Here is a 22,594-nt window from a genome sequence, read left to right as displayed (position 1 = left end):
CTGAAGGCGTCGTCTGCCCGCCCGTGCCCGCAGGGGATCGTGGGCGGGCAGACGACCCGTCTTTCAGCCTTGTTCCAGTCGCCTGGCGCGACGCTTCCGGCCCAGGTACGCGAGTGCCACGCCCGCAACGAGCAGCAAGGCACCGATAGAGATCATCTGTAGGAAGTGGGACATACCGGTGAAGGGCAGCGGACCCGGGCTTGCGCCATGCCGGGGCGGCGGCTTGGTGGGCGGCGGAGAGGTGGGAGGCGGAGAAGTCGGCGGCGCCTTGGAGACGTACACGCCGGCGTCGATCGTGTGGTCGACCTCTCCTGGTTTGCCCGGCGCCGTGACAGGTGCGTGTCCGTTGCACGGCTGCCCGGTCGTCGGCGGGATCACGTTGGAGTCATGTGCCCGGTCGTTACCGGCCAGCGGGAGCGTGAACCGCAGCATGGCGGCCGGCGGCCGACCCGGCACATTGCCGGTGTTCGCGGTGCACACGTCGAACTGCACCGTGTACTTCGCACCCGGCGTGAGCTGCTGGGCGGCGCCGACCCCACCGAAGTAGTACTCGCCGGCGGCATCGGTCTTGGTCGTGGCGACCTGCCTGCCACTGGCGCTCACCAGGTTGATCGTCGCGTTCGGCAGCGGCACTTCCGCCGGATCCTGGATCCCGTTGTGGTCGCCGTCGAACCACACCAGGTTGCCGATCTGGATCGGAGCGTTCGCCGCCGCGTACGCGATATCGCCGAGCCCGCCGGCCTTACCGAACCCGTTCTGGCTCGCACCGACGAACTGGTACGCGTTGGCGGAGTGGTTGTTACCGGGCCCCTGACCGGTCTCGACGTTGTAGTAACCGGTCCCGTCAGTGCCGTAGTTGTCGGTCGGGTCCATCTCTGTGCTGATGACCCATTGCTGCTGCGGAATGTAGGCAACCGACCCTTGCGAGGCTTCGTTGTGCACCCCGACGGGATCGTTCGGTGCGCCGTTGTTCCGAACGTAGTCGCCCGGGAAGTATTCGACGACGCCGCTGTTCTCGCCGCCGTCGGTGGCGTATTTAGCGTGGTTGGGGCAATTTCCGGTGCCTTCCCACGAGTATCCACCGGTGGGTTTGGCGCAGGCCATGTTGATGTCACCACCGGACATGCCGCTTTCCGGGGTGTTGTTGAGCGGCCGGGGGTCCTGTCCACCCGCACCGACATCCATGAGCCGGTCGCGGAAACCGAGGATCATCGACCCGTCCCGCGTGAAGGCGAGGCTGGCGAGCTCGGGCTGCGGATCGACGATGACATTGCTGATCCTGTGCTTGTCCCAGGTCAACAGGTTGGTGTTCCACGGGTTCCACTGGTTGGCCTGGGCGATTCCCTCGGCACCGCGATAGACGGAACCGCGCTCGCCGGTGAGCGGGTGGGTCATCACCGTGGCGAACCGCTTGCCGTCGTAGGCGTAGACGACGGCTTTCAGGTCTCCGCGGTTCTGCGTGCTCTCGGCGTTACACACGCCGCCGACGTAGAGCGTGTTGTTGTGCGTGGTGAGTCCGAACGGCCGCCAGTCGGTGCGCGCCGCGCAGCCCGGGTTCGGGATGGGCACCGTCGCTCGGGGTGCGGATGCGGCGGCCCTGGTCGCGTTGAAGCTGACCAGGGTCCGGGTCCGCAGGTTCACCGCGTACAGCGTCGAGCCGTCCTCCGACAGAGCCAGGCCGCCGATGCTCTCCTTACCTGGCGCATTGGTGAACCCAGGGTCCTTGTTCAGGTTGGCGGTGTCGTGCGGCGTCACCGCGGCGCCCGGCACCTTCGCGAACAGGGTCGGTGCGCCCCCGCCGTTGGCCGGTACGGTGTAGATCGCGTTACCGCCGTTCGGCCCGTACGGGCTGTGCCGCCGGGCGAACGCGCCCTGGAACAGCCGGTGCCGGTACCTGTCGTAGGCCAGCGCGTACGTCGTGCCCACCTGGGATTGCGTGTCGAGCACGCTCGGGCACGCCGCGTGGTCAGGACACGTACCCCGAACGTTCGTCCCGAACGCCACCAATGACCGGGTGTCTTTCCCGCCGGGACCATTCTGGATCGGCACGAAATACCGCGAGTCCGGCAGCGCATAGTCGGCCGCGTCCCAGACCCCGGTGATCACCGAGGCGTTCTTACCACCCGACACGTCCACGAAGGTCGTGAAGCTGTCGAAGTGGTTCGCCGCCGTCGAGGCCGGCGCCGCCCGCAGATAATTGCTGTACGGCGCCGGGACGGTGACATCCACGCGGTAGTGGCCGCCGGTCAGCGCGGTCGACCGGGAGACCGCCACCTTTCCGGTGGCATCCGTGATGCCGGTGACATGATGGCCGGCCGGGTCGGTCAACTGGACCTTCATGCCCCGCTGCGGCGCGTCCATGGTCGCGTTGATCACGCCCGTGCCGAAGAAATCCCGCAGCACCTGAACTGTCAGTGTGCCGTCGCCAGTCGAAGCGGCGGCCGTCCCCGGCGTCGCGGCCATGGTGCTACCCGCCAGCAAGAGAACGCTAATGCCCACTCGCGCCAGCGGACCCGTACGCTTCCCGGCCGTCCGGCGCATTCTTGTATCGACTCGGCCCATAGGCCATCACTCCCTTGTCATGTGAACCAGACACCCGCTTCGAGCTGCACATTCGCTTCGCGGCCCCGGGTGACATGCCGACCACGAAAAGAGGCCCACCGCTGTTTCCGTGGGCCCTGCTTCGCGATTTTCCCGAAGGTTGAGTCAGAGTCCGCCGCGCGTGAGGGCGTCATGCCGATCGGCGTATCCAGGCTGTGGGCGCACGGGTCAGTAAACGCACGCGCGTTCGTGGCCGGGGACGGGACTTCGCCCAGGCTTATCGTGGGGAGAACACGGTGGAACACGGTGCCGATCGGGGCGATGGAAGCGGCTGCGGTGCACAGAATCTCCGCTCCGATTGCGCGGTTTGCTGCGCAACTCAATCACCGTGTTATCGCCCCCAGCACCGATCGCCATACGCCAGCGGCGCGTACACCGTACTCGACGCCGTCGAACCCTGCCTTCACCCGGCGGGAACCTGGACAGGACACGACATTCGCCCCGAAACCATCACAGTTAACGACTCGCAGAAATGGAACAGAGTCAGAATGGTCGTCCCAAGAACCCCACCGAGCACAATACTGTACCGCGTGTGCGCCAAGAGTAAGATCGGGGAAATCAGAGGATGAATGCGTGGAACGTGTAGCGTTGCGCCGCGTGCGGAGCATAAGAACCCAGCAGGATCATTCGCGGCGTGCGGCCGGCCGGCGCCGATGGCTGCGGCCACGCTGGGCGGCAGCCGTCATCGCCGGTGCGGCCGTTACGGTGGCCGCCCTCCTGGTCGCCGGTAACGACTCCACCCCTACCGGTCCGCGCGCATTGACCTCGGATCAGGCCAACCGTATGGCGATCATGCGGTTCCGCAACTACCAGGCGGGCGGTCGCGCCGTGACCATCAACGTGCCGGGCACCGCCGGCGGGCTGATCATCACCGGATCCATCGACTACCGCGACAAACTCGGTTACGGCGCGGTGCACGGCACCGGACGCGATACGTCCAGCGACGGGCTGATCGAATGGACGGCCACCACCGTGTTCGTCCACCCGATGGCGGACGCCCCGGCGGAGGCCCCGGCATCGCCGCCGGGGTCGGGTTGGTACGGCCGTGCGCTGCGGGCGTCCGGCAGTTCGCTGGACAGTTCGCTGGCCATCGCACTGAGTCTCGGTAGCGACAGGCCGGACAATGCCGAACTACTGCCGCAGAACGGTGCCGCCTGGGTCGGAAAGGACCGGTTGAACGGGCACCAGGTGGACGTCATGACCGGGCCGAGCGCCCGTGCCACGTCCGGCACGGCGGGTTCCGTGCGCTACTGGATCGGCTCGGACGGCACCATGTACCAGGTTCACGTCGGTGTGGCTTCCGAATCGCAGCCGGTGCTCATCGATTTCGACACCCAGAAGTACGTTCCGGTCCGGCCGGTGCCCGGCATCACCCCGACGCGGTAGCCGCCACTCAGGACGTCTGCACCCGCGCGCCCGCGGCGAGCAGTGACGCCGGCGGCAGCGGGATGCCTTTCGTGTCCGGCAGGGCTGGAACGGCCGGAACGGCGGTGGCGCCCGTGGTGGTGGCGTTCGGGAACTGTGGCTGAGTGGCGGGCGCCGCCACATTGGTGAACGGAATACCGCGAGGCGCCTTCGGCGTCGCCCACGTTCCGGACGGCGAGGACGACCGGGCGGGAAGCGGGCAGGACGCGGTCTTCGCGAGATGGGCGGGCACCGTGGTTCGTAGATCGTTGCCGCGCAGGCAGTTGCTCCGTCCCCGCGTGGCGGTGGGGAACGTCCAGCCGACGTCAACGCCATTGGCGGCGAAGGTGTTGTCCAGGATCTGGTTGCCGTCCGGCGGTATGTCAGCGGTCGCGGTGATCACCAGCCCGGCGTTGCCGTTGTCGGCGATTCGGTTGCGGACGAACCGGTTGTCGGTGCCGCCATCGATGCCGATGCCGATGCCCCACCCGCCGTCGGCCTGTTCGGGGGTCGCCGTCTGCTGGTTGGCCGCGATCAGGTTGCCCGCGATGACGGCACCCTGCTGCGGGAGCAGCTTCTCCTGGTGGTCGGAGTCGGTGGTGAGTCCGACCCGGTTACCGACAAGGCGGTTGCCGACCACGTACATGTCGCCACTGGCATTGGTGCCTTCGTAACCGACCGCGTTGAGTTCGGCGATGTTGTCCCGCACCACGACGCGACACGGCCTGCACTGTCCGACGTAGATCCCCGAGTCGGCCCCGCCCGACGCGTACGAGTGCTCGATGACACCGTCCTGCGCGGAGAACGAGTAGATGCCGTACAGCCCGTTGCGGGTCGCGGTCACGTAGGAGACCAGGAATGATTTCAGGAAGGCGACGGGCTCATCGCCGGTGTCGTAGCCGCCCGACCGCCCCGGCAACCCGGCGACCGCCTCCGCCGAACCGGTGACCAGGACCCCGTTCTGCGTGTTGTTCTCCACGGTCAGGTTCTCCACGGCTACTCCGGGAGCGGCGACGACGATGCCGTTCGGCTGCTGCAACCGCCCGTCGATGACGACCTTGTCCCGAGACTCGCCCCGAAGAGTGATGCGAGCCGTGGAGATCTTCACCGACTCGTGGTAAACGCCCGGCGCGACCAACACGAGATCGCCGGGCCGAGCCAGAGACACCGCAGCCGAGATCGTCGGGGCGTCGGCCGGCACTTTGATCGTCACATGCACACCGGACGGTCGTCGGCCGGGGCTCGATCCGTCATCGCCGGAGCCGCAGCCGGCCAGTACGAGTGCCAGTGCGCCCAGCACGGCGGCCGACACTCGAAAACCGAGACGAGGCATGGCCGCATCCTGGCACGGGCGTCCGCCGGATTCGGCGGCGTCAGGACGGATATGGCATTGTTCACACTGTGCGCCTACCCGACTCCCGCCCGTCACGCCGCACGTTCCTCAGTGCCACCGGCACCGTGGCGGCCGGCACCGTGGCGGCCGCTGGCCTCACCGCCGGGTGCGAATCGCGTTCCGCCCAGTCAGACCCGTCCGATGCCCCCGCGCCGACCCCATCGGTGTCACCAACGGGCCGGTACCAGGCGGGCGTCACGCTCCCGCAACCGGCCCAACCGAACCTGCTGGCCGTGGTGGCCGACGTCGGTGACGCCGTGGCCGTCGGCCCGTTGCTGGTCGAACTCGGCCAGACCATCCGCACACTCACCTCGGGGACCGATGCACGACTGCTGGGCCTGCCGCCGGGCGATCTCACCGTGACGATCGGGGTGGGCCCCCGGCTGGTGCGCACGGTCGATCCTTCCCTGCCCGGCGCGGTGGACCTCCCGCGATTCTCCCGCGAGAAGATCGCCCCACAGGCACGCGGCGGTGATCTGCTGATACAGATCTGCGCCGGCGACGCCTTGGTGATACCGATCGTCGCCGCCGCGCTCCTGGACCAGGCCGGTGACCGGATACACGAACGCTGGCGGCAGTCCGGACGCCGCGGTTCGAACATTCCAGTAGGTCAGGGCCTTACCGCGCCACGCAATCTGCTCGGTTTCATCGACGGCATCGTGGGCCCCCACACGCCGGTCGAACAACAACGCCATTTGTGGTTGGCCGGGCCGGCTCCAGTCGCCGGCGGCACCCTTGCCGTACTACGACGCATGGAACTCGACCTGCCGCGGTTCGCCAAGCTGTCCGTCGCCGACCAGGAGGCCGTCTTCGGCCGACACCGAGCCACTGGCGTGCCCCTGTCGGGTGACACCATCGTCTCGGACCCTGACCTCGGCGCCAAAACGCCGGACGGACGCTACCTCGTCCCGGCGGACGCCCACGTCCGCAGAGCGAACCCCAACGTGGTCGGCGTCGGCCTCATGCTCCGTCGCTCCTACAGTACCGACGAACCCTCCCCCGGCCTGCTCTTCATGAGCTTCCAGAACGACATACGAACATTCACCAGCACCCTCACTCATATGGATGATTCCGACGCACTGATGAAATTCACGACCACGACTGCCAGTGGGACCTTCCTCATACTTCCCGGCTTCGACCGACAACACCCGCTCGGCGCCCAGCTCTTCCGCTGAACAGGCCGAGAACGGCCGCGCGGCCGCTCATCCATTTCCGCTGCGAAGCGCCTGCGTGCCGATCACGGACAACAGCTGCAGCTTGTCGTGGCTCTCGCTGCCCGGAACCGCGGTGTAGACGAACAGGAGGTGCCCCTGCTCCGGGTCGAGCAGCGTCTGGCAGTTCAGTTCCAGCGCGCCGAGCTCGGGGTGGACGAAGCGCTTGGACGCGTCGGGACGGATGCCGATCTCGTGGTTCTTCCACAGGCTCCGAAACTCCTCACTCTGGGCGAGGAGAAGGTCGGCGAGATGCGCCGCCCGCGAACCGGGTCCGCGCAGTGTGACGATCCCGCGCAGACCCGAGACGAACATCCGTGAGAGGAACGGGTGGTCTTCGGGCGCGTACAGCTCCCGGGTCGCCGGGTCGGTGAACCAGCGGTAGCCGCGGCTGCGCGCCGGGCCGGTGTATCCGGTCGTGTCACCTGTGAGCGCGACGCCGAGCGGGCTCTGCCGCAGCGTCTCACCCAGCTCGGTGACGATCTCCGCGGGAGTGTCAGCGAGACGATCGAGCACGCGCAGCAGGCCGGGGCTGATGTGCTCACTGGTCGCGCCCCGGGCGGGGGGATTGTGCCCGGCGAGCCGGAACAGGTGATCACGCTCGTCGAGCGAGAGGTGCAACCCCTGCGCGATCGAGGCGATCATCTGCTCGGAGGGCTGGGGCCCGCGTTCCCGCTCCAGTCGCGCGTAATAGTCCGTCGACATGTGGCACAGCGAGGCCACCTCCTCCCGACGTAGCCCGCTGGTCCTGCGGCGTCGCCCACGCGGGAGACCGACGTCCTCCGGTTGCAGCGACTCCCGGCGGCGCCACAGGAACTCGGCCAGTCCAGCCCGGTCGATCACGACCTGCCTCCCTCTCTCCCCGATGCTCCATCGTTCCTACCGCAGGTACGCGCACGCCAGCCACGGAGCGTCGATCCCCCCTTCGGGCCCATCGCCCACGGGACGAGCGAACCCGTCAGCGCAGGGTGGTGCCGGGCAAGGAGTCCAGGAGGCTGAGTTCGTCGCGAGTGGGCAGGCCCTCCCAGTCGCCGGAGGAGGCGACGGCGAAGGCGCCGGTGGTGACGGCTCGGCCCAGGCGGGCGGCCGGATCCAGCCCGTCGAGCAGGCCGGACAGGTATCCGGCGACGAAGGCGTCCCCTGCCCCGACCGGGTCGGCCACCGGCACCTGGCGGGCCGGCGAATGCGCGGTCGCCGCCGTGGTGTGGACGGTGGCACCGTCCGCGCCGCGCTTGATCACTATCTCGGCGACCCCGGCCTCCAGCAGCGCCGCCACCCGATCGGCCTCGGTTGTGGCCGGGGCCGGGGCGACCAGTTCCAGCTCGTCCTCCGAGGCGACCACGACCGAGAGCCGGGGCGCCAGCGGGCGGAGCGTCCGGGCCGCCCGGGACCGGTCCCAGAGGGCGGAGCGGTAGTTGACGTCGAGAGACACGGCGGCTCCGGCCGAGGCGGCGGTGGTCACCGCCGCTTCGACGGCCTCGGCGGGCTCGGGTCCGAGCGCCGGGGTGATGCCGGTGACGTGCAGGATCCGTGGCGGCGGGTCCAGCGCGGGCAGCACGTCGGCGGGCGTCAGGAAGGACGCGGCCGAGCCGGCCCGGTGATAGATCACCCGGGTGAGTTCGCCCACCCGCCGCTCGAACAGGATCAGCCCGGTGGGTCCGCGCTGGTCGACCCGGCAGTACGTCACGTCGACCGCCTCGGCCCGCAGGGTGCGTACCACGAGCTCGCCGGTCTCGTCGGCGCCGACCAGGCCGGTCCACCGCACCCGGTGCCCCAGGCGAGCCAGGCCGATCGCGACGTTGGACTCGGCTCCCGCGACCGAAAGCCGCATCGCCCCGCCGAGTCTGATCGGATCCAGGGCGCGCAGTGCGGCCATGGTCTCCCCGAATGTGGCCACGTCGATCACAGGATGTCCTTGAAGGCGCGGATGCGGGCCCGGAGTTCCTCGGTGCTTCCCCCATTCGCGGCGTCGCCCACCAGTGGCGAGCCCACCCCGACGGCGATCGCGCCCGCCTGCAGGTAACCGGCCGCCGCCGCGGCGTCCACGCCTCCCACCGGCATGAACGGCACGTGGGGGAACGGATCGCGCAGCGCGCGCAGGTACGGGACGCCGCCGAGTGAGGCGGGGAACAGCTTGACGGCGGCCGCCCCCGCCTCCAGCGCGGCCACGACCTCGGTGGGCGTGAGCGCGCCCGCGAGGACGGGCAGGCCGAGCCGGCGTCCGGCGGTCACCCCCTCCCCGAGCGCGGGGGTGACCAGATAGGACGCCCCCGCCTCGGCGGACCGTTCCGCGTCCTCGGCGGTGACCACGGTGCCGGCACCGAGCCGGACGCCATCCCCCAGGGCCGCCCGCGCCCGGCGGATCACTCCCAGCGCGTCCGCGGACACCAGGGACACTTCCACCAGCTCCACGCCCTCCTCGACGAGCGTGATCACCGTGCGCAGGGCGGCATCGGCGTCGCCGCCCCGCACGATGGCCAGCATCCGCCGGGCGGCCAACGCCTCCCGCAGCTTTTCGGCTGCCTCGTCCCGTTCTGCCTGTCCAGCCATCGCCCTTCCCGTTCCGCGGCCGCCTCCGGCCGCCTGCTCAGCTCGGTGAAGCGGACGCCCGCCGTCCGGTGGCGCCCCGGCTCGACGCGGAGGCCGGGCCTCGGAAGGCCCACGCCAAGGCCCGTGGTCGCTCACGGGAAACTCGGCAGCCGCAGGTCGTCGAGGATGAGTCGCAGGTCGCGTTCGCTCGCGGCGTCCAGCGGAGCCGCCGGGGCGCGTACGGCGGGGTCGGAGATCACCCCGCGGTGGACGAGCACGTGCTTGTGCACCGCCCAGGCGATCGGACCCTGCATGCCGAACCTGATCAACGGCAGCAGGCGCGCGAACCGCTCCCGCGCGTCCGCGTCGCGGCCCTCCGCCCACGCCGACAGGACCGCGGCGAACACGTCGGCGAACTCGCAGGCCGGCATGGTCCCCACCGCGCCCCGTCCGTACTCCTCCAGCGCGAACAGCGCGTTCTGCCCGCCGAGGACGGCGAAGTCGTCGACGGCGTCGACGAGCGCCGCGACCTTCGGCGCGGTCGGCTGCGCCTCGATCTTGGCGGAGGTCACGCCGTCGAGCTTGCTCAGCTCGACCAGGGTCGGCACCGGCATCGAGACGCCGGTCACGGCCGGCGCGTCCTGCACCATCACCGGCAGGCCGCTCGTGCTCGCCACCGTGCCGTAGAAGTCGACCAGTTGTGCGGGCGACGCCTTCACCATGAACGGCGGCAGCACCATCAGCGCGGTGGCGCCGGCGTCGCGGGACAGCTGTGCCTGCTCCACGGCGGTGACCGTGCTCGTCGCGCCGATCCCCGCCACGATCGGCATGCCCGACGGCACCCGCGCCGTGAACACCTCCAGCATCCGCGCCCGCTCGTCCGCCGTCAGCGCGAACCCCTCACTGGCCATCCCGAACGTCGCCACGCCGTCGACTCCGCACCACAGCGAGAAGTCGACCAGCCGCGCGAGCGACTCGGTGTCGAGCGAGCCGTCGGAGTGGAACGGCGTCGCGAGGATCGGTATCAGCCCGGCTACGGCATGCGTCATGGTCAGCCTTCCTTCACGCTGGTCGTCGACACGGCCTCACGGCGCACGAACTCGGCGTCGACGTCGACGCCGAGCCCCGGCCCGGTCGGTAGCGGCACGGCGTCGGGCGGCAGGTCGAGCGGCTCTCGAAGGATGCGGGTGGCCGCGCGCAGGGTCGAGGGCTGGTACTCGAACAGCAGCAGGTTCTCGACCGCGGCGGCCACGTGCAGGCCGGCGGCGAGGGACACGGCCAGGCCGACCGAGTGGTGTGGCGCCACCGGCAGGTGCCGGGCGGCCGCGAGTTCCGCGATCGCCATCGCCTCGGTGATGCCGGTGCGCCCGACGTCGGGCTGGGCCACGGACAGCGCCCGCGCGCCGAGCCACTGGTCGAACTCGTACCGGTTGCGCAGCGTCTCCCCCACCGCGACCGGCGTGGCGAGCAGGCCCTGCAACTCGGCGTGTCCGGCGACGTCCTCCGGCGGGAGCGGTGCCTCCAGGAACAACGCGCCGCGCTCGTCCAGCGCACGGCCGAGGCGGATGGCGTCGCGCCGATCGTAGGCCCAGTGCGCGTCGACCGCGACGCGCACGCCGGGGGCCGCGGCGGCGACCGTGTCGTACGTCGCGAGGTCCGCCTCGACGCCGTGGCCGAGGTGCAGCTTGATCGCGGTCACTCCACGCCCGGCCCAGTCGGCGGCGAGCCTCGCCCGTTCGGCGTCGGTCGGTACCGGCAGCCCTGATACGTAGCAGGGCAGCCGGTCCCGGTACGCCCCGCCGAGCAGGACCGCGACCGGCAGACCGTGCGACCGGCCGGCGAGGTCCCACAGCGCGATGTCCACCGCCGCGAGTGCGTCGGCCTGGTGCCCGACGAGGTGACCGCGCTCGCGCATGAGCTCGCGCAACGCGAACGACACGGGCCGCACCTGGCGCGGGTCGGCGCCGAGCAGCTGTGGCGCGAGCAGGGTGTCGATCGCCGTCTGGACGATCTCGGGGCCCACCGGTGCGAGCGCCTCACCCCAGCCGGAGACGCCGGACTCGGTGACCAGCTCGACGAGCACGGTCTCGTACCGTGCCGAGTACAGGCTGCGCCACGGCTCACGGATCACATAGCCGTCGTCCGGGGCGAGGGCGCCTCCGTCGCGACGGCGTCCGAGATACACCCCCTCCTCGTCGTCGGGCGCGAGCTTGAGCGTGTAGGTCCGTACCTCGGAGATCCTCATCAGACCCCAATCATGCAGATAACGCTTGACAGCGACCATATTACGCATACTCTGTCTGCATATTGCACGGCCCTTGCACATTATGGGACCCATCAACCACTGTCAGGAGTATGAATTGGCGACGACGGAGGGTTCGGGATCGCGGGACAGCGGCACCAACCAGAGCGTCGAGCGCTCGGCCGCGGTGCTCCGCGCGTTCCTGGACGGCGGTGTCGGCGGCCGGGCCGAGCTGCGCGTCGCGGATGTGGCCCGCACGGTGGGCCTCGGGGTGTCGACCACGTCCCGGCTGCTCGCCACGCTCGAGTCGGTCGCGTACGTCGAACGCGATCCGGTCAGCCAGCTCTACCGGCTGGGACCGGCGCTGATCACACTGGGCGGCGCCGCGGTCAACCAGCACCCCGTCCACCGGGAGGCGCGGCCGGTCGTGCAGATGCTCGCCTCGAAGTACGGGTTCGGCGCGAACGTCGCCATCCGCCGCGGCGACAAGGTGTTCTACCTGCTCAACGCCGAAGGCCCCATCGCGGGCAAGTCGTACACGCTGATGGGGCAGAGCAACCCGCTGCACGCCACCGGCCTCGGCAAGTGCCTGCTGCTCGGCCTTTCGGCGGCAGAGCGCCGCGACCTGCTCGGCGAGTCCGGCCTGCACGGCTTCACCCGCAACACCATCACCACGCATGAGGCGCTGGACGACGAGCTCGCCCTGGTCGGGCAGCGCTCGTACGCGATGGAGCTGGAGGAACTGGCCGCCGGTCGCGCATGCATCGCCGCCCCCATCCGCGGCCGCGACTCCCAGGTCACCGCCGCCATCTCGTTGTCGGGCCCGCTCTCCCTGCTCGACCTGTCCACCAGGGAGACCGAGCTGGCCCAGATCGTGATCGAGAGCGCGGACCGCATCAGCATCGGCCTCGGCTATCTCGGCCCGCACGCCGGGCCGTCGGCCGGTACGGCGTCCTCATCGAGCCGACAGTGACGAACACCGCGAAGGAAGGTCTCATGAACACACCCCGGGTGCTGGTCACCGGAGCCGCCGGACGCATCGGACAGCACGTCGTCGCGGCGCTGGCCGCCGCGGGTCACGCGGTGACCGGCCTGGACGCGCGAGCGCCGCTGTCGCCCGTCGCCGGGGTGCGGTACGTCACCGGGCGGCTGGAGGATCTCACCCCGGCGGACGCCGTGTTCGACGACGTCGACGCGGTGATCCACCTGGGGGCGCTGATGTCGTGGAACGACACCGAGGCGGCCGCGATGGTGGACTCGAACGTGACGGGTACGTTCCGGCTGCTCGAGTCCGTGGCCCGGCGGCCGCTGCGCCGGTTCGTGTTCGCCAGCACCGGCGAGGTGTACCCGGAGCTGACGCCGGTGTATCTCCCGATCGACGAGCATCACCCGCGCCGCCCGACCAGCTACTACGGCATGACCAAGGCGCTCGGCGAGGAGCTGGTGCGCTTCTACGAGCGCAAGCACGGCCTGCCCGCGGTCACCCTCCGCTTCTCGCACGTGCAGGATCCCGAAGAGCTGCTCGACCCGGAGAGCTTCTTCTCCGGCCCGCGCTTCTTCCTCAGCCGGCGGATCGCGCGGGAGCGCGCGGCGGGCAACGAGCGGTCCGCCGCCGCCCTCGCCGCGCACGCCGACGGCGACAAGGACGCCCTCATCGCGGCCACCAGGGAGGACGGCATGCCCGTGCGCATGGGTATCCTGGCCGCCTCCGACATGGCCACGGCCGTTCTGCTCGCGCTGGAGTCGCCACGCGCCGTCGGACAGACGCTGGGCGTCGGCCCCGACGAGCCGGTCGACCTGGCCGAGCTGGCCCGTGAGATGGGGCGGCGGACGGGGCTGCGGGTCGCCGAGATCACCGTTCCCGACACCGCCGCCAACTACTGGACGCTCAACGCGCGTGCGCGGGAGCTGCTCGGCTTCCGCCCGGCCCTCCGCTACGACGACATGGTGGACCGCGCCGTCACCGCGTGGGCTGCCCGCTCGGCCTGATCCCGTCACCCCCCTCTCTCCATCCGCCGGAGGTAGCCATGAATTTGGATCGACGACAGTTCCTGCACAGGGCCGGACTCGGCACCCTCGCGGTCGCGGGCGCCGGCGCGCTCGGCGCGTGCGGCGGCGGTGATACCTCCTCCGACGGCACCATGACGCTGGACTTCCCCACCTGGCAGGGCGACGAGGCCGGCGTCAAGACCTGGTGGCGACAGGCCATCGCGTCGTTCCAGCAGACGCACCCCAAGGTGACGATCAAACTGCAGCAGGTGCCGTTCGCCACCTACACCGACACGCTGACCTCGCGGTTCTCGGCCGGCAAGGCGCCCGACATCGTGCACCTGCCGACGACCACGTTCGGCTCGTTCGCCGCGCAGGGCTGGCTGGCGAACCTCGATGACCGGCTCAAGGGCACCGACATACTGGGCAACTGGACCAAGGTCCAGAAGACCATGATGTGGGACGGCCACAACGTCGGCCTCCTCGTCCTCGGGTACGCCCCGGTCCTCTACTACAACGAGAAGCTGCTGAAGGACGCGGGCGTGGCGGTGCCGACCACGTTCCCCGAGCTGATCGCCGCGGCGGCGAAGCTCACCAGCGGCGGGGTGTACGGCTACGGCGCCACCACGACCTCGCATCCCGGCACGTACAGCGAGGCCACCTGGATGGTCTACGGCGCGGGCGGCGGCTGGAGCGCCGGGGAGAAACTGCGCTTCACCGACCCCGCCGTGGTCAAGGCGATGGACGACTACCGCACGCTGGCGAGGTACTCCCCCAAGGGTGTGCCGTCCGAGCAGAAGCGCACGCTGTTCTTCGACGGCAAGATCGCGATGATGATCGAGGGACCGTTCGTGTACGCCGGCCTCGACAAGGCGGCCGCGTCCGTGAAGTCGCACGTCAAGCTCGCGAAGGCGCCGTTCGTCCAGCAGCCCGGCTACCCGTCCAACAGCATCCACGTCTCCACCCAGGCCAGCAAGAAGAAGGCCGACATGGCGTGGGAGTTCATCAAGTCGCTCACCACGCCCCAGACGCAGGCGTCGTACGCGCAGCTCTACGGCGTGCCGTCGCCGCGCAGGGGAGCCGTCACCCAGGCGATGATCGACAAGCGGCCTGAGCTGGGCCTGTTCCAGTCGGTGACCGACAGCGCGGTCGACGCCACACCGGACAACAAGGACATCGTGACCAACTTCAGCGAAGTCCAGAAGCTCATCATGGACGCCTGCGTCCGCCTGCAGACGTCGTCGACCCCGACCGCGACGGTCATGGCCGATCTGCAGAACAAGGTCAACGGAGCGATCAAGTAATGACGGACCTGACAGCCGCCGGCCGCGGCGTCCGGCGCCGAGGCCCTCGGACGCGGTGGGGGCGCGTGCGGGAGCGCGGGTACCCCTACGCGCTGCTGAGCCCGCCCGCACTGCTCGTCCTCGGCCTCATCGCCTACCCGGTCGTGCTCGTCGTCGAGATGAGCCTGCGCGACGGCCGGGCGATGAACATCTCGGCGATCGGCCAGGAACCGTGGTCGATCAGCAACTACGTCGACGTCCTCACCGACGGCGACACCTACCACAGCCTCTGGATCACGGCGCTCTACACGGTCATCTCGACGTTCCTGAGCCTGCTGATCGGGCTCGGCACCGCGCTGCTCCTGAGCCGCGACATGCCCGCCCGCCGGCTCCTGCGGACACTGATCCTGGTGCCCTGGGCGGTGCCGGGGGTGGTGGCCAGCGTGGTCTTCCTCTTCATGCTCGACGGGTCGTACGGCGTCGTGAACTGGATCCTGCGATCGGTGGGGCTGACCGAGCACGGCCCCCAGTGGTACTTCGACCCGTCCACCGCGCTCGCGGCCGTCATCGCGCCGACCGTGTGGAAGGGCTTCCCGTTCTTCACTCTGATCCTGCTCGCCGCGCTGCAGGCGATCCCGGACGAGCTGTACGAGGCCGCCCGCGTGGACGGCGCCTCGGCGGCGGCGCGGTTCCGCTACATCACCTGGCCGGCGATCCGCGGGACGACCGTCCTGGGCATCATCCTCACCGGCCTGTGGACGTTCCACACGTTCGACCTCATCTATCCGCTCACCGGCGGCGGGCCGGACGGCGCCACCGAGACCTGGGCGATCCGCATCTACACCGAAGCGTTCTCCTTCTTCCACCCGGGCTCGGCCAGCGCCCTCGGCATCCTGTCGGTCGTGCTGGCCCTCGTGGTGGTCGCCTCGGTGTTCCCGATCATGAGAAAGCAGTTCTTCTGATGGCATCGACGCGAGCGGCGGCCGGCTCCGGCCGGCGCCGGGGTATCACCTTCGTCGTCACGGCCGTGGTCGCGGCGATCGTGATCTTCCCCGTGTACTGGATGATCGTCGGCGCGCTCCTGCCGACGTCGATCACGCTCTCGACCGATCCGCCGCTGATCCCGACGCACGGGCTGACCCTGCACGCCTTCGTCCAGGACCTGACCGCGCGCCCGGTGGCGCACTGGATGCTGAACTCGCTCATCGTCACCGCCGCGGTCAGCGTGATCAGCATGGTGATCTCGCTGCTCGCCGGCTACAGCCTGTCCCGCTTCAGCGGCGTGGGGCCGACGAGCGTGGGGTACACCCTCCTGCTCGCCCGCATGCTGCCCGGCACGATGCTGTCCATCCCGCTGTTCGTGGTGTTCGGCAAGCTCGGCCTCATCGACAGCCTCGGCTCGCTCATCCTCGCCGACATCACGATCACAGTGCCGTTCACCACGTGGATGCTGAAGAGCTTCATCGACAGCGTGCCGCGCGAACTGGAGCAGGCCGCGATGATCGACGGGACCACGCGGCTCGGCGCGCTGGTGCGGGTCGTGATGCCGCTGACCTTGCCCGGCCTCGGCGCCACCGCCGTGTACGCCGCGATCCTCTCGTGGAGCGACCTGCTGTTCGCCCGCACGCTGATCACCAACCCCGACGGCTGGACGATGCCCGTCGGCGTCACCTCGTTCATCGGCGCCCACGACATCGACTGGAGCGGCATGCTCGCCGCCGGCACGCTGTCGATGATCCCGATGATCGTCCTGTTCGTCCTCTTGGAGCCGATGCTCGTTCGCGGCCTCACCTCGGGGGCGACGAAGGGATGACCCGACCCACCGCCGTCGTCACCGGGGCGGCCCGTGGCATCGGCGCGGCCGTCGTCGAGGCACTCGTCCGCGACGGCTTCGACGTCGTCGCCGTCGACCGCGACCAGGACGGCCTGCGCGGGTTCACGGGTACGGCGAACGTCCGGGCTGTCACCGCCGACGCCACCGACGCCACGGCCATGGCGGGCGTGCTCGGCGCCGGACCGATCGCCGCACTGGTCAACAACGCCGCGGCGTACCGGCGGGGGGCCCTGCACGAGTCGTCGGCGGAGGACTGGCAGGCCACGCTCGCCGGAGTGCTGAAGCCGGTCGAGGCCGCGACCCGGGCGGTGCTGCCGGCGATGCTGCGGGCCCGGTCCGGTTCGATCGTCAACGTTGCGTCGGTGAACGGGCTCGTCGGCAATCCGGGGCACGCGGCGTACACGGCCGCCAAGGGCGCGGTGCACGCCCTGACCCGGCAGCTCGCCGTCGAGTACGGCCCGCACGGGATCCGTGTCAACAGTGTGTCGCCCGGTCTGGTCCTCCCCGAAGGCGAGGACGGGCCCGACGACGCCGTCGACCGCGCGCTGCTGGTCGAGCCGTACCCGCTGGGCCGGGTGGGCCGGCCGGACGACGTCGCGGAGGCCGTGGCGTTCCTGGCCGGATCCCGCAGCGCGTTCGTCACCGGCGTCGATCTGCCGGTCGACGGCGGCCTGGTCGTCACCTCGCCCGCCGCCGTCGTCTCGACCGGCCTGCGCGCGGCCTGGCATCGGCCGCCCCTGCACTACCGCGACGACCCGCGACGGCAGGAGGACACCTGACCGCGTCGCCCGCCGGCCGGCACCGGGGTGGACGCAGGCCGCGTCCACCCCGGTGCGGTCACGGTGTCGGCCGACCCGCCGGGCCGGCGGCACCGATCCTCACCGTGGCCCGTCGCCCGTGGACGGCACGACCTTGATGGTCTTCGAGGTCGTGATCGGTGCGAGCGAGCCGTCGTCGGTGTAGGGGCGCATCGAGTCGTTCGTCACCGATACGGTCACCGAGCCGCTTCGCAGCGCGGTGAGCGTCCGGGTCCGCGGGTCGAGGATCGCGACCCTGCCCTTGTGGCGAGCCTCGTCGATGGCCGCCTTCCCGCTGCCGATCGCCAGGTTGGACGAGCCACTCCAGCCGACCGACATCGGGTACCGCAGCGGCACCACACGCGTGCCGGTCGAGACACCCTCCGGCTGAACGATGCTGCCCGAGATCTGCGCGGTCTCGCTCACCTCGACCGAGTCCGGGGCGTCGAGCGTGATGCCCTGCGCGAAGGCGCGGACGTCGGCCTCGATCCACCGCTGGTCCGCGCTCTTCCTCGAGTCGACGGACCAGTCGACCCAGCCGGTGAAACCGCCCCGATCCGGCGTGCCGTACGGGTCCTTGCCCGACGACGGCAGCACCGTGTACGGGACGCCCTCGACGCGGTGGACGTTGGCGACCTGGGCGTGGGATCCGACCATCGCGGCGCCCTTGCCGGTGGAGTCGCGGAAGCCCGTGAGCATCTTCTCGATGAGCCCGACCTCGTCGCGGTCGCCGAGCTGGCTGGCCTTCGTCTCGCTCGGGTCGTCCACCGGATGGTGGGCGAAGACCATGACGTTGTGCACCGACGGGTCCTTCTTCGCGTCGGCGAGCGCCTTCCGCATCATCGGGAGCTGGTCCCACGCGGTCCCGTGCAGCGACCCGAGGGAGCTGGCGAGGAGGATGAACCGCGTGCCCTTGTGGTCGAACGTCCGGTACGGCCGGCCGAACTCCTTGATGAAGTTCGTCAGATCGGACTGGACGTTGCCCAGGCCGTAGGACTCGTGGTTGCCCGGCACGTAGTAGCACGGGATCGAGCCGGTCTTCGGATCCGGCGTGCTGTTCGCCGACGGCTCCTTGCCCACCGGGATGAGGTCGCACCCGGCGTTGGTGAGCACCTGGCGGGCGAGCGCGAGGTCCTGCGGCAGGCCACGGTCGGTGATGTCACCGTTGAGGACGATCAGGTCCGGGTGAGTCTTGCGGATCCGTTCGATGGCGGCCGTCGCGACCTGGGACAGCGCCGGGTTGTCGGCCGTGAACTGCACGTCCGACAGCGTCGCGAACTGCCACGTGTCGTGGCCCTGGAGCAGCGAGCCGTCGTCGGAGACGAGCGGGTCGGGCCGCAGGTCGGGCTGGGCGGGCAGGTCGATCGACGTCGGAACGTCGGCCTCGACGCGGTCCAGGACGAACGTGCCCGCCTTCTGCTGGGCGACGCTCGTGTTGATGCCCTGGAAGCCCGAGATCGCGATCGGGAACGCCGCGTTGGCCGGCAGCGTGAACGTCGCGTACTGCCAGTCGTCGCTCGCGGTCAGGGCGGTGCCGTAGACGCCGTTGCCCTTGCCGTTCGCGTCCGTGTAGGCCAGGTAGGTCAGCCCGCTCGGCACGTTGATGCTCGACTTGATCCGTACCCGCAGGCGCAGCGGCTGGCCGGACACCTGGATGCGCTGGGCCGCCGATGCCGCCGTGATGCCCACGTTGCGCATCGCGTCGAAGTCGATCCGCAGGCCGTCGGGATCCACCGAGAACTTCGTGGCCGCGGTGCTGTTGTTGCGCCAGCGCGCGAGCACGTCGTCGTCGAAGTCGTAGACGGTCTTGGTCTGAACGCCGACCGTGATCGGGAGCCGGACCGACTTGCCGCCCACCGAGACCGTGAGGATCGTGGCCGCGTCGGTGAGCGGGGTGATCTTCAGCTTGCCGTCCACGGGCTGGATGGCGACGACGCCGTGGTCGTAGTCGAGCGCGAGGTCCTGCGGGTCGATCGGGGCCGTGTAGCCCTGGTCGTCGCGGCCGGTCACGGAGACGGTGGTCGCGTCGGCGGGCGTCGCGTCGGCGATCGACAGGCGCTCGGACGACGGCTCGACGCTGTCGACCGGGCCGAGGACGGTCACCTTCTGTCGCGCCTTCTCGTGCCCCACCTGCGCGTTGACCGTGATCGTGCCGTGCGGCCCGGCCTTGGCCGGGGCCTTGAGCGTGCCGCCCGTGACGGACGCTCCGGGCGCGGACCACCGCACGGACTTCGGGTTGACCGTCACCGGCGTCTGGTGGTCGTCGATGCCCTCCGCGACGAGCGTACGGTGCAGCCCGGGGAAGGTCTTGACGCCACCGTCGGCGGACGCCGCACCCGGCGCGGGGTTGACGAGGAGCTGGTGCAGCTTGCCGTCGCCCTTGGAGACGAACACCCCCACGCCGTTCGGGTCGTCGCGTTCGTGTCCGTCGGACGGGACGTTGCGGACGGTCGCGTCGTCCGCGCCGAGCGCGCGGGCGACCATCGTGGTCGAGCCGCCGCCGTCGAGGTTGACCGCGGTCTGCACGCCCATCGTGACGAGCTCACGCGCCTCCTCGTCGATCCCGATGCCGCCCTTGCCGGTGCCGCCCGGGCCGTCCCAGGTGGCGAGCACGAGCGTGTGGCCGCCGTCCTTGAAGCCGAGCGCGGTACGCGGGGCGATCGAGGTGTCGAGACCGTCGACGACCTTGCCGCCGGAGACGATGGTGCCACCGTCGCCGAGCGCGAATTTCATCTTCTTGGCGAGGTTGTCGGCGAGCGCGTAACTGAGCGTCGCCGGGTCGCCGGGCCTCAGCGCGCGGATCGCGGTCGCCGCGGCACCGCGCCCGACGAGTACGAAGCCGTCGCCCGGGATCGTCCCCGAGCCCGCGGGACCGTTCGGCGTGACGGACACGACCTTGCCGTTCTCCACCAGGACCTCGGCGATCTGGTCGTTGGCCACGCTCGTCAGGCCACGGTTGCGGCTGTAGGTGCCCCACGCGGACGTGAACGCGATCATGCCGTCCGCGGGGACCCCGCCGCCGTTCGCGGCGTTGATCGACAGGACCTTGTGGTCCGCGCCCGCGAAGTTCGCGGCCGTGTTGACCGTGAGGTCCACGAGCTGGGCGATGCCGTCGGCGCTGACGCCGACGTGCTGGCGGCCGCCGATGTCGGCGGTCTTGACGAGCCGCCCGTCCTGGATCTCGCCACCGAGCGCCGCGTTGGAGTTGCCGATGTCGAAGAACTCGCCGTTGACGCCCCCGACGGCGCCGGCCTTGTTGGCGGCCGTGCTGAGCGGCCCGCCGGATGCGACCGGTCCGGAGGTCAGCAGGTCGGTGCTGACGGCGCTGTTGGACAGGTCCACCGTCATGAACTGCCCGTCGTACCAGCCTGACTGGGCGAGCGCCTTCAGGTGCCGCAGGCTGATGCCCGGACCGATCATCTCGGTCGTGTCGATCAGTGGGATCCCACCGGTGACCGGCGCGGGCGGACTGCCCTGCGCGTGCGCGGCGACCGGGGAGGCCACCGCGATGGTCGCCGCGGCGAACGCCACCAGCAACGACCGATGGCTCAAGACCATCTTTCTCACATGTACCTCGAATCAGACAAGGAACGGGGGGCAACGCCACCCCGCTACGCCCAAATCGATCTTTGGGCGCGCCTGATCTTCAGAAACCACCCGAAAGCAGACATAGCTCCACTCCGGCCGCCTCATGAACTCCCGAGGAATTGACCGTGCCGAGCCTTGGCGACGCCAGCGGAGGCCCGCATCTGAGGCCGCCGGGGTCCGGCCGACCTTTTCTACCGGGGTTCGGCGGGTACCCGGGCTCGTTGTCCGGCGGACGACTCGCCTTCTCCCGCTTCGCTCGGCCGGGTCCTGCGGGTGGCGAGTGCCGCGGCGACGCAGGCGATGGGGGTGGCCGGGAGGATGTACCGGTAGTCGAAGTCGGCGGTCAGCAACGGAACCATCAGCAGGCCGGCGGCCACCGACCAGGCCAGGGCCGCGTCCAGACGCTCCCGCCGGCGCAGGGCCGTGAGGCCCAGCAGGAGGATGAAGGCCAGGACGGGACCCCGGACGAAGATCCAGCCCTGGTAGGTCCGCAGCCAGCCCGCGTACGGACCGTGGATCGACCCGGTCGGCCCCGGGCCGGCATAGGCGACGACGGCCGCGGACTCCTTGCCCTGCATGAGCGGATAACCCGGCTGTGTTCTGGTGTCGACAGGGAACTCGTACAGCCGCGACACGCTGTGTTTGGGGTAGTCATGGCGGGTCCAGCCGAAGGTGAGCTTCAGCCCGTCGCCGACGGTGGCGGCGTAGTCCCACGGCTGGGCCTCGATCGCCGCCAGCGCGAACCGGCGGCCACGCACGTTCGCCGCGTCGTCCAGGCTCGCGACCGGCGAGCCCTTCTCCCAGATCTGCGACGACGAGGCCTCCCGCTCCCCCACCGGCCGGCGGGGGCACATCATCGCCAGATCAGGCGGCGGCTTGATCTTCGAACAGTCGGCGAACGCGGCCGTACGGCCCCACAGGAAGACACCGTCCACGTTCGTGATCGCGAAATGCCCCGTCGCGGACTGGAACCACAACGCGTACGCGGCGACCGGAAGCGCCGCGGCCCCGGCGACGGCGACGACCGTACGCCAGCCCGCACGCCGCACCAGCAGGAAGACGACGAGCAGCGCGACGAGCGGCAGGCCGACGGTACGGGTCAAGCCCGCCAGCGCCAGAAGGAGACCGGAGGCGATCCCGGCCCGCCAGGTCGGCCTCCGCCGCCAGAGCGCCACGGTCACCGCGCTGAGGCTGAGGAACATGAACAACACGTCCGACATCACCAGCTGCTCGAGCTGCACCTGGTACGCGTCGAACAGCACCGGTGCCGCGGCCAGGCACGCCACCCAACGCGCACGTCCGTAGCGGCGACGCACCAGCGCGTACACCATGACCCCCATGGCCAGCCCCATCAGGTGCTGCACGGCCACGACAAGGACGAAACTGCGGAACGGACGCAGGAACCACAGAAAGAACCCGTAGCCGTCCGGCCGCAACGGATGTGGGAACGGATGCAACCCGATCCGCGTGTAGTCGAAACTGTCGTTGAACCACAACGGCGGGAAGGCCACCAACGCGACGACCCGCAACAACGCCGCGGCGGCCAGCACACAGGCGAACCCCCGATGCGAACCCCACCAGTCCGCCGGCACACGACCGACCACGACGCGACGCTCAACGGACGAAGGCTCCGCCGGACCGGACACCGGCCACTCCCCAGCACGCTCGATTATGAGAAATTCTCATCCAGAACGACGTGTAGCCTGCCAGACCCGCCAAGCCG

At 70.1% G+C, this 22,594-nt stretch carries 17 protein-coding genes; 8 read left to right on the top strand and 9 right to left on the bottom strand.

Translation table 11 applies throughout. The features are described from left to right. Window positions 1-63: 63 nt before the first annotated feature. On the bottom strand, window positions 64-2,463 hold the full coding sequence (locus ACQEV1_RS22365) for an SdrD B-like domain-containing protein (protein ID WP_433395778.1): 2,400 nt from the start codon (window positions 2,461-2,463) through the stop codon (window positions 64-66). Between the two features lie 711 nt (window positions 2,464-3,174). Here ACQEV1_RS22365 and ACQEV1_RS22360 point away from each other — a divergent pair. Next, window positions 3,175-3,987 carry a hypothetical protein gene (locus ACQEV1_RS22360; RefSeq protein ID WP_433395776.1) on the top strand — a complete coding sequence of 271 codons (813 nt, stop codon included), beginning with the start codon at window positions 3,175-3,177 and terminating at the stop codon, window positions 3,985-3,987. Window positions 3,988-3,994: 7 nt separating this feature from the next. Here the strand turns inward: ACQEV1_RS22360 and ACQEV1_RS22355 are convergent, their stop codons facing one another. Beyond that, window positions 3,995-5,218: a right-handed parallel beta-helix repeat-containing protein gene (locus ACQEV1_RS22355; RefSeq protein WP_433395774.1), complete on the bottom strand. Its 1,224-nt coding sequence runs from the start codon at window positions 5,216-5,218 to the stop codon at window positions 3,995-3,997. 68 nt (window positions 5,219-5,286) lie between these two features. On the opposite strand from ACQEV1_RS22355, the gene ACQEV1_RS22350 reads away from it, so the two are divergent. Continuing rightward, window positions 5,287-6,573: a Dyp-type peroxidase gene (locus ACQEV1_RS22350; protein ID WP_433395772.1), complete on the top strand. Its 1,287-nt coding sequence runs from the start codon at window positions 5,287-5,289 to the stop codon at window positions 6,571-6,573. A 27-nt stretch (window positions 6,574-6,600) separates the two neighbouring features. Here ACQEV1_RS22350 and ACQEV1_RS22345 read toward each other — a convergent pair whose 3' ends face one another. The 5 genes from ACQEV1_RS22345 to ACQEV1_RS22325 form a co-directional block, all read right to left on the bottom strand. Beyond that, window positions 6,601-7,452, bottom strand: coding sequence for a helix-turn-helix transcriptional regulator (locus ACQEV1_RS22345; RefSeq protein ID WP_433395770.1), 852 nt, complete (start codon window positions 7,450-7,452; stop codon window positions 6,601-6,603). A 115-nt stretch (window positions 7,453-7,567) separates the two neighbouring features. After that, window positions 7,568-8,515 carry a sugar kinase gene (locus ACQEV1_RS22340; protein ID WP_285619592.1) on the bottom strand — a complete coding sequence of 316 codons (948 nt, stop codon included), beginning with the start codon at window positions 8,513-8,515 and terminating at the stop codon, window positions 7,568-7,570. Further along, window positions 8,512-9,159, bottom strand: a complete 648-nt coding sequence (locus tag ACQEV1_RS22335) for a bifunctional 4-hydroxy-2-oxoglutarate aldolase/2-dehydro-3-deoxy-phosphogluconate aldolase (RefSeq protein WP_433395767.1) — start codon at window positions 9,157-9,159, stop codon at window positions 8,512-8,514. Before ACQEV1_RS22335 ends, ACQEV1_RS22340 begins: the two co-directional genes overlap by 4 nt. Window positions 9,160-9,290: 131 nt before the next feature. Further along, window positions 9,291-10,187 (bottom strand): dihydrodipicolinate synthase family protein, encoded by an 897-nt coding sequence (locus tag ACQEV1_RS22330; protein ID WP_285619595.1) that lies wholly within the window; start codon window positions 10,185-10,187, stop codon window positions 9,291-9,293. 2 nt (window positions 10,188-10,189) lie between these two features. Continuing rightward, window positions 10,190-11,383 (bottom strand): mandelate racemase/muconate lactonizing enzyme family protein, encoded by a 1,194-nt coding sequence (locus tag ACQEV1_RS22325; protein ID WP_433395765.1) that lies wholly within the window; start codon window positions 11,381-11,383, stop codon window positions 10,190-10,192. Window positions 11,384-11,498: 115 nt separating this feature from the next. On the opposite strand from ACQEV1_RS22325, the gene ACQEV1_RS22320 reads away from it, so the two are divergent. From ACQEV1_RS22320 to ACQEV1_RS22295, 6 genes are all read left to right on the top strand, one after another. After that, the gene (locus tag ACQEV1_RS22320) at window positions 11,499-12,353 is read left to right on the top strand and encodes an IclR family transcriptional regulator (RefSeq protein WP_285565733.1); all 855 of its coding nucleotides are present in this window, start codon (window positions 11,499-11,501) and stop codon (window positions 12,351-12,353) included. A gap of 23 nt (window positions 12,354-12,376) precedes the next feature. Continuing rightward, a complete protein-coding gene (locus tag ACQEV1_RS22315; RefSeq protein WP_285565734.1) occupies window positions 12,377-13,369 on the top strand; it encodes an NAD-dependent epimerase/dehydratase family protein in 993 nt (330 codons plus the stop codon). A 38-nt stretch (window positions 13,370-13,407) separates the two neighbouring features. After that, complete coding sequence (locus ACQEV1_RS22310) at window positions 13,408-14,673, top strand: ABC transporter substrate-binding protein (RefSeq protein WP_285619598.1); 1,266 nt, start codon at window positions 13,408-13,410, stop codon at window positions 14,671-14,673. 65 nt (window positions 14,674-14,738) lie between these two features. Further along, window positions 14,739-15,614, top strand: a complete 876-nt coding sequence (locus ACQEV1_RS22305) for a carbohydrate ABC transporter permease (protein WP_433395762.1) — start codon at window positions 14,739-14,741, stop codon at window positions 15,612-15,614. Next, window positions 15,614-16,465 carry a carbohydrate ABC transporter permease gene (locus ACQEV1_RS22300; protein ID WP_285619600.1) on the top strand — a complete coding sequence of 284 codons (852 nt, stop codon included), beginning with the start codon at window positions 15,614-15,616 and terminating at the stop codon, window positions 16,463-16,465. Before ACQEV1_RS22305 ends, ACQEV1_RS22300 begins: the two co-directional genes overlap by 1 nt. Then, on the top strand, window positions 16,462-17,265 hold the full coding sequence (locus tag ACQEV1_RS22295) for an SDR family NAD(P)-dependent oxidoreductase (protein WP_433395759.1): 804 nt from the start codon (window positions 16,462-16,464) through the stop codon (window positions 17,263-17,265). Before ACQEV1_RS22300 ends, ACQEV1_RS22295 begins: the two co-directional genes overlap by 4 nt. Window positions 17,266-17,364: 99 nt before the next feature. Here the strand turns inward: ACQEV1_RS22295 and ACQEV1_RS22290 are convergent, their stop codons facing one another. Beyond that, window positions 17,365-20,841 (bottom strand): phosphodiester glycosidase family protein, encoded by a 3,477-nt coding sequence (locus tag ACQEV1_RS22290; protein ID WP_433395757.1) that lies wholly within the window; start codon window positions 20,839-20,841, stop codon window positions 17,365-17,367. A 221-nt stretch (window positions 20,842-21,062) separates the two neighbouring features. Continuing rightward, on the bottom strand, window positions 21,063-22,475 hold the full coding sequence (locus ACQEV1_RS22285) for a phospholipid carrier-dependent glycosyltransferase (RefSeq protein ID WP_433395755.1): 1,413 nt from the start codon (window positions 22,473-22,475) through the stop codon (window positions 21,063-21,065). Window positions 22,476-22,594: the final 119 nt, after the last annotated feature.

It is taken from the genome of Actinoallomurus sp. CA-142502 (assembly GCF_050936355.1).
In the GTDB taxonomy this organism is placed as follows: domain Bacteria; phylum Actinomycetota; class Actinomycetes; order Streptosporangiales; family Streptosporangiaceae; genus Actinoallomurus; species Actinoallomurus iriomotensis.
The sequence above is the reverse complement of the archived record's forward strand: the minus strand, read 5'-3'. Positions and strand labels throughout refer to the sequence as shown.

What these genes read in the sequence shown, in the direction of transcription:
- ACQEV1_RS22325 (WP_433395765.1), bottom strand. Translation starts at nt 11,383, where the DNA reads ATGAGGATCTCCGAGGTACGGACCTACACGCTCAAGCTCGCGCCCGAC.
- ACQEV1_RS22315 (WP_285565734.1), top strand. Translation starts at nt 12,377, where the DNA reads ATGAACACACCCCGGGTGCTGGTCACCGGAGCCGCCGGACGCATCGGA.
- ACQEV1_RS22335 (WP_433395767.1), bottom strand. Translation starts at nt 9,159, where the DNA reads ATGGCTGGACAGGCAGAACGGGACGAGGCAGCCGAAAAGCTGCGGGAG.
- ACQEV1_RS22365 (WP_433395778.1), bottom strand. Translation starts at nt 2,463, where the DNA reads ATGGCCGCGACGCCGGGGACGGCCGCCGCTTCGACTGGCGACGGCACA.
- ACQEV1_RS22300 (WP_285619600.1), top strand. Translation starts at nt 15,614, where the DNA reads ATGGCATCGACGCGAGCGGCGGCCGGCTCCGGCCGGCGCCGGGGTATC.
- ACQEV1_RS22330 (WP_285619595.1), bottom strand. Translation starts at nt 10,187, where the DNA reads ATGACGCATGCCGTAGCCGGGCTGATACCGATCCTCGCGACGCCGTTC.
- ACQEV1_RS22310 (WP_285619598.1), top strand. Translation starts at nt 13,408, where the DNA reads ATGAATTTGGATCGACGACAGTTCCTGCACAGGGCCGGACTCGGCACC.
- ACQEV1_RS22290 (WP_433395757.1), bottom strand. Translation starts at nt 20,841, where the DNA reads ATGGTCTTGAGCCATCGGTCGTTGCTGGTGGCGTTCGCCGCGGCGACC.
- ACQEV1_RS22295 (WP_433395759.1), top strand. Translation starts at nt 16,462, where the DNA reads ATGACCCGACCCACCGCCGTCGTCACCGGGGCGGCCCGTGGCATCGGC.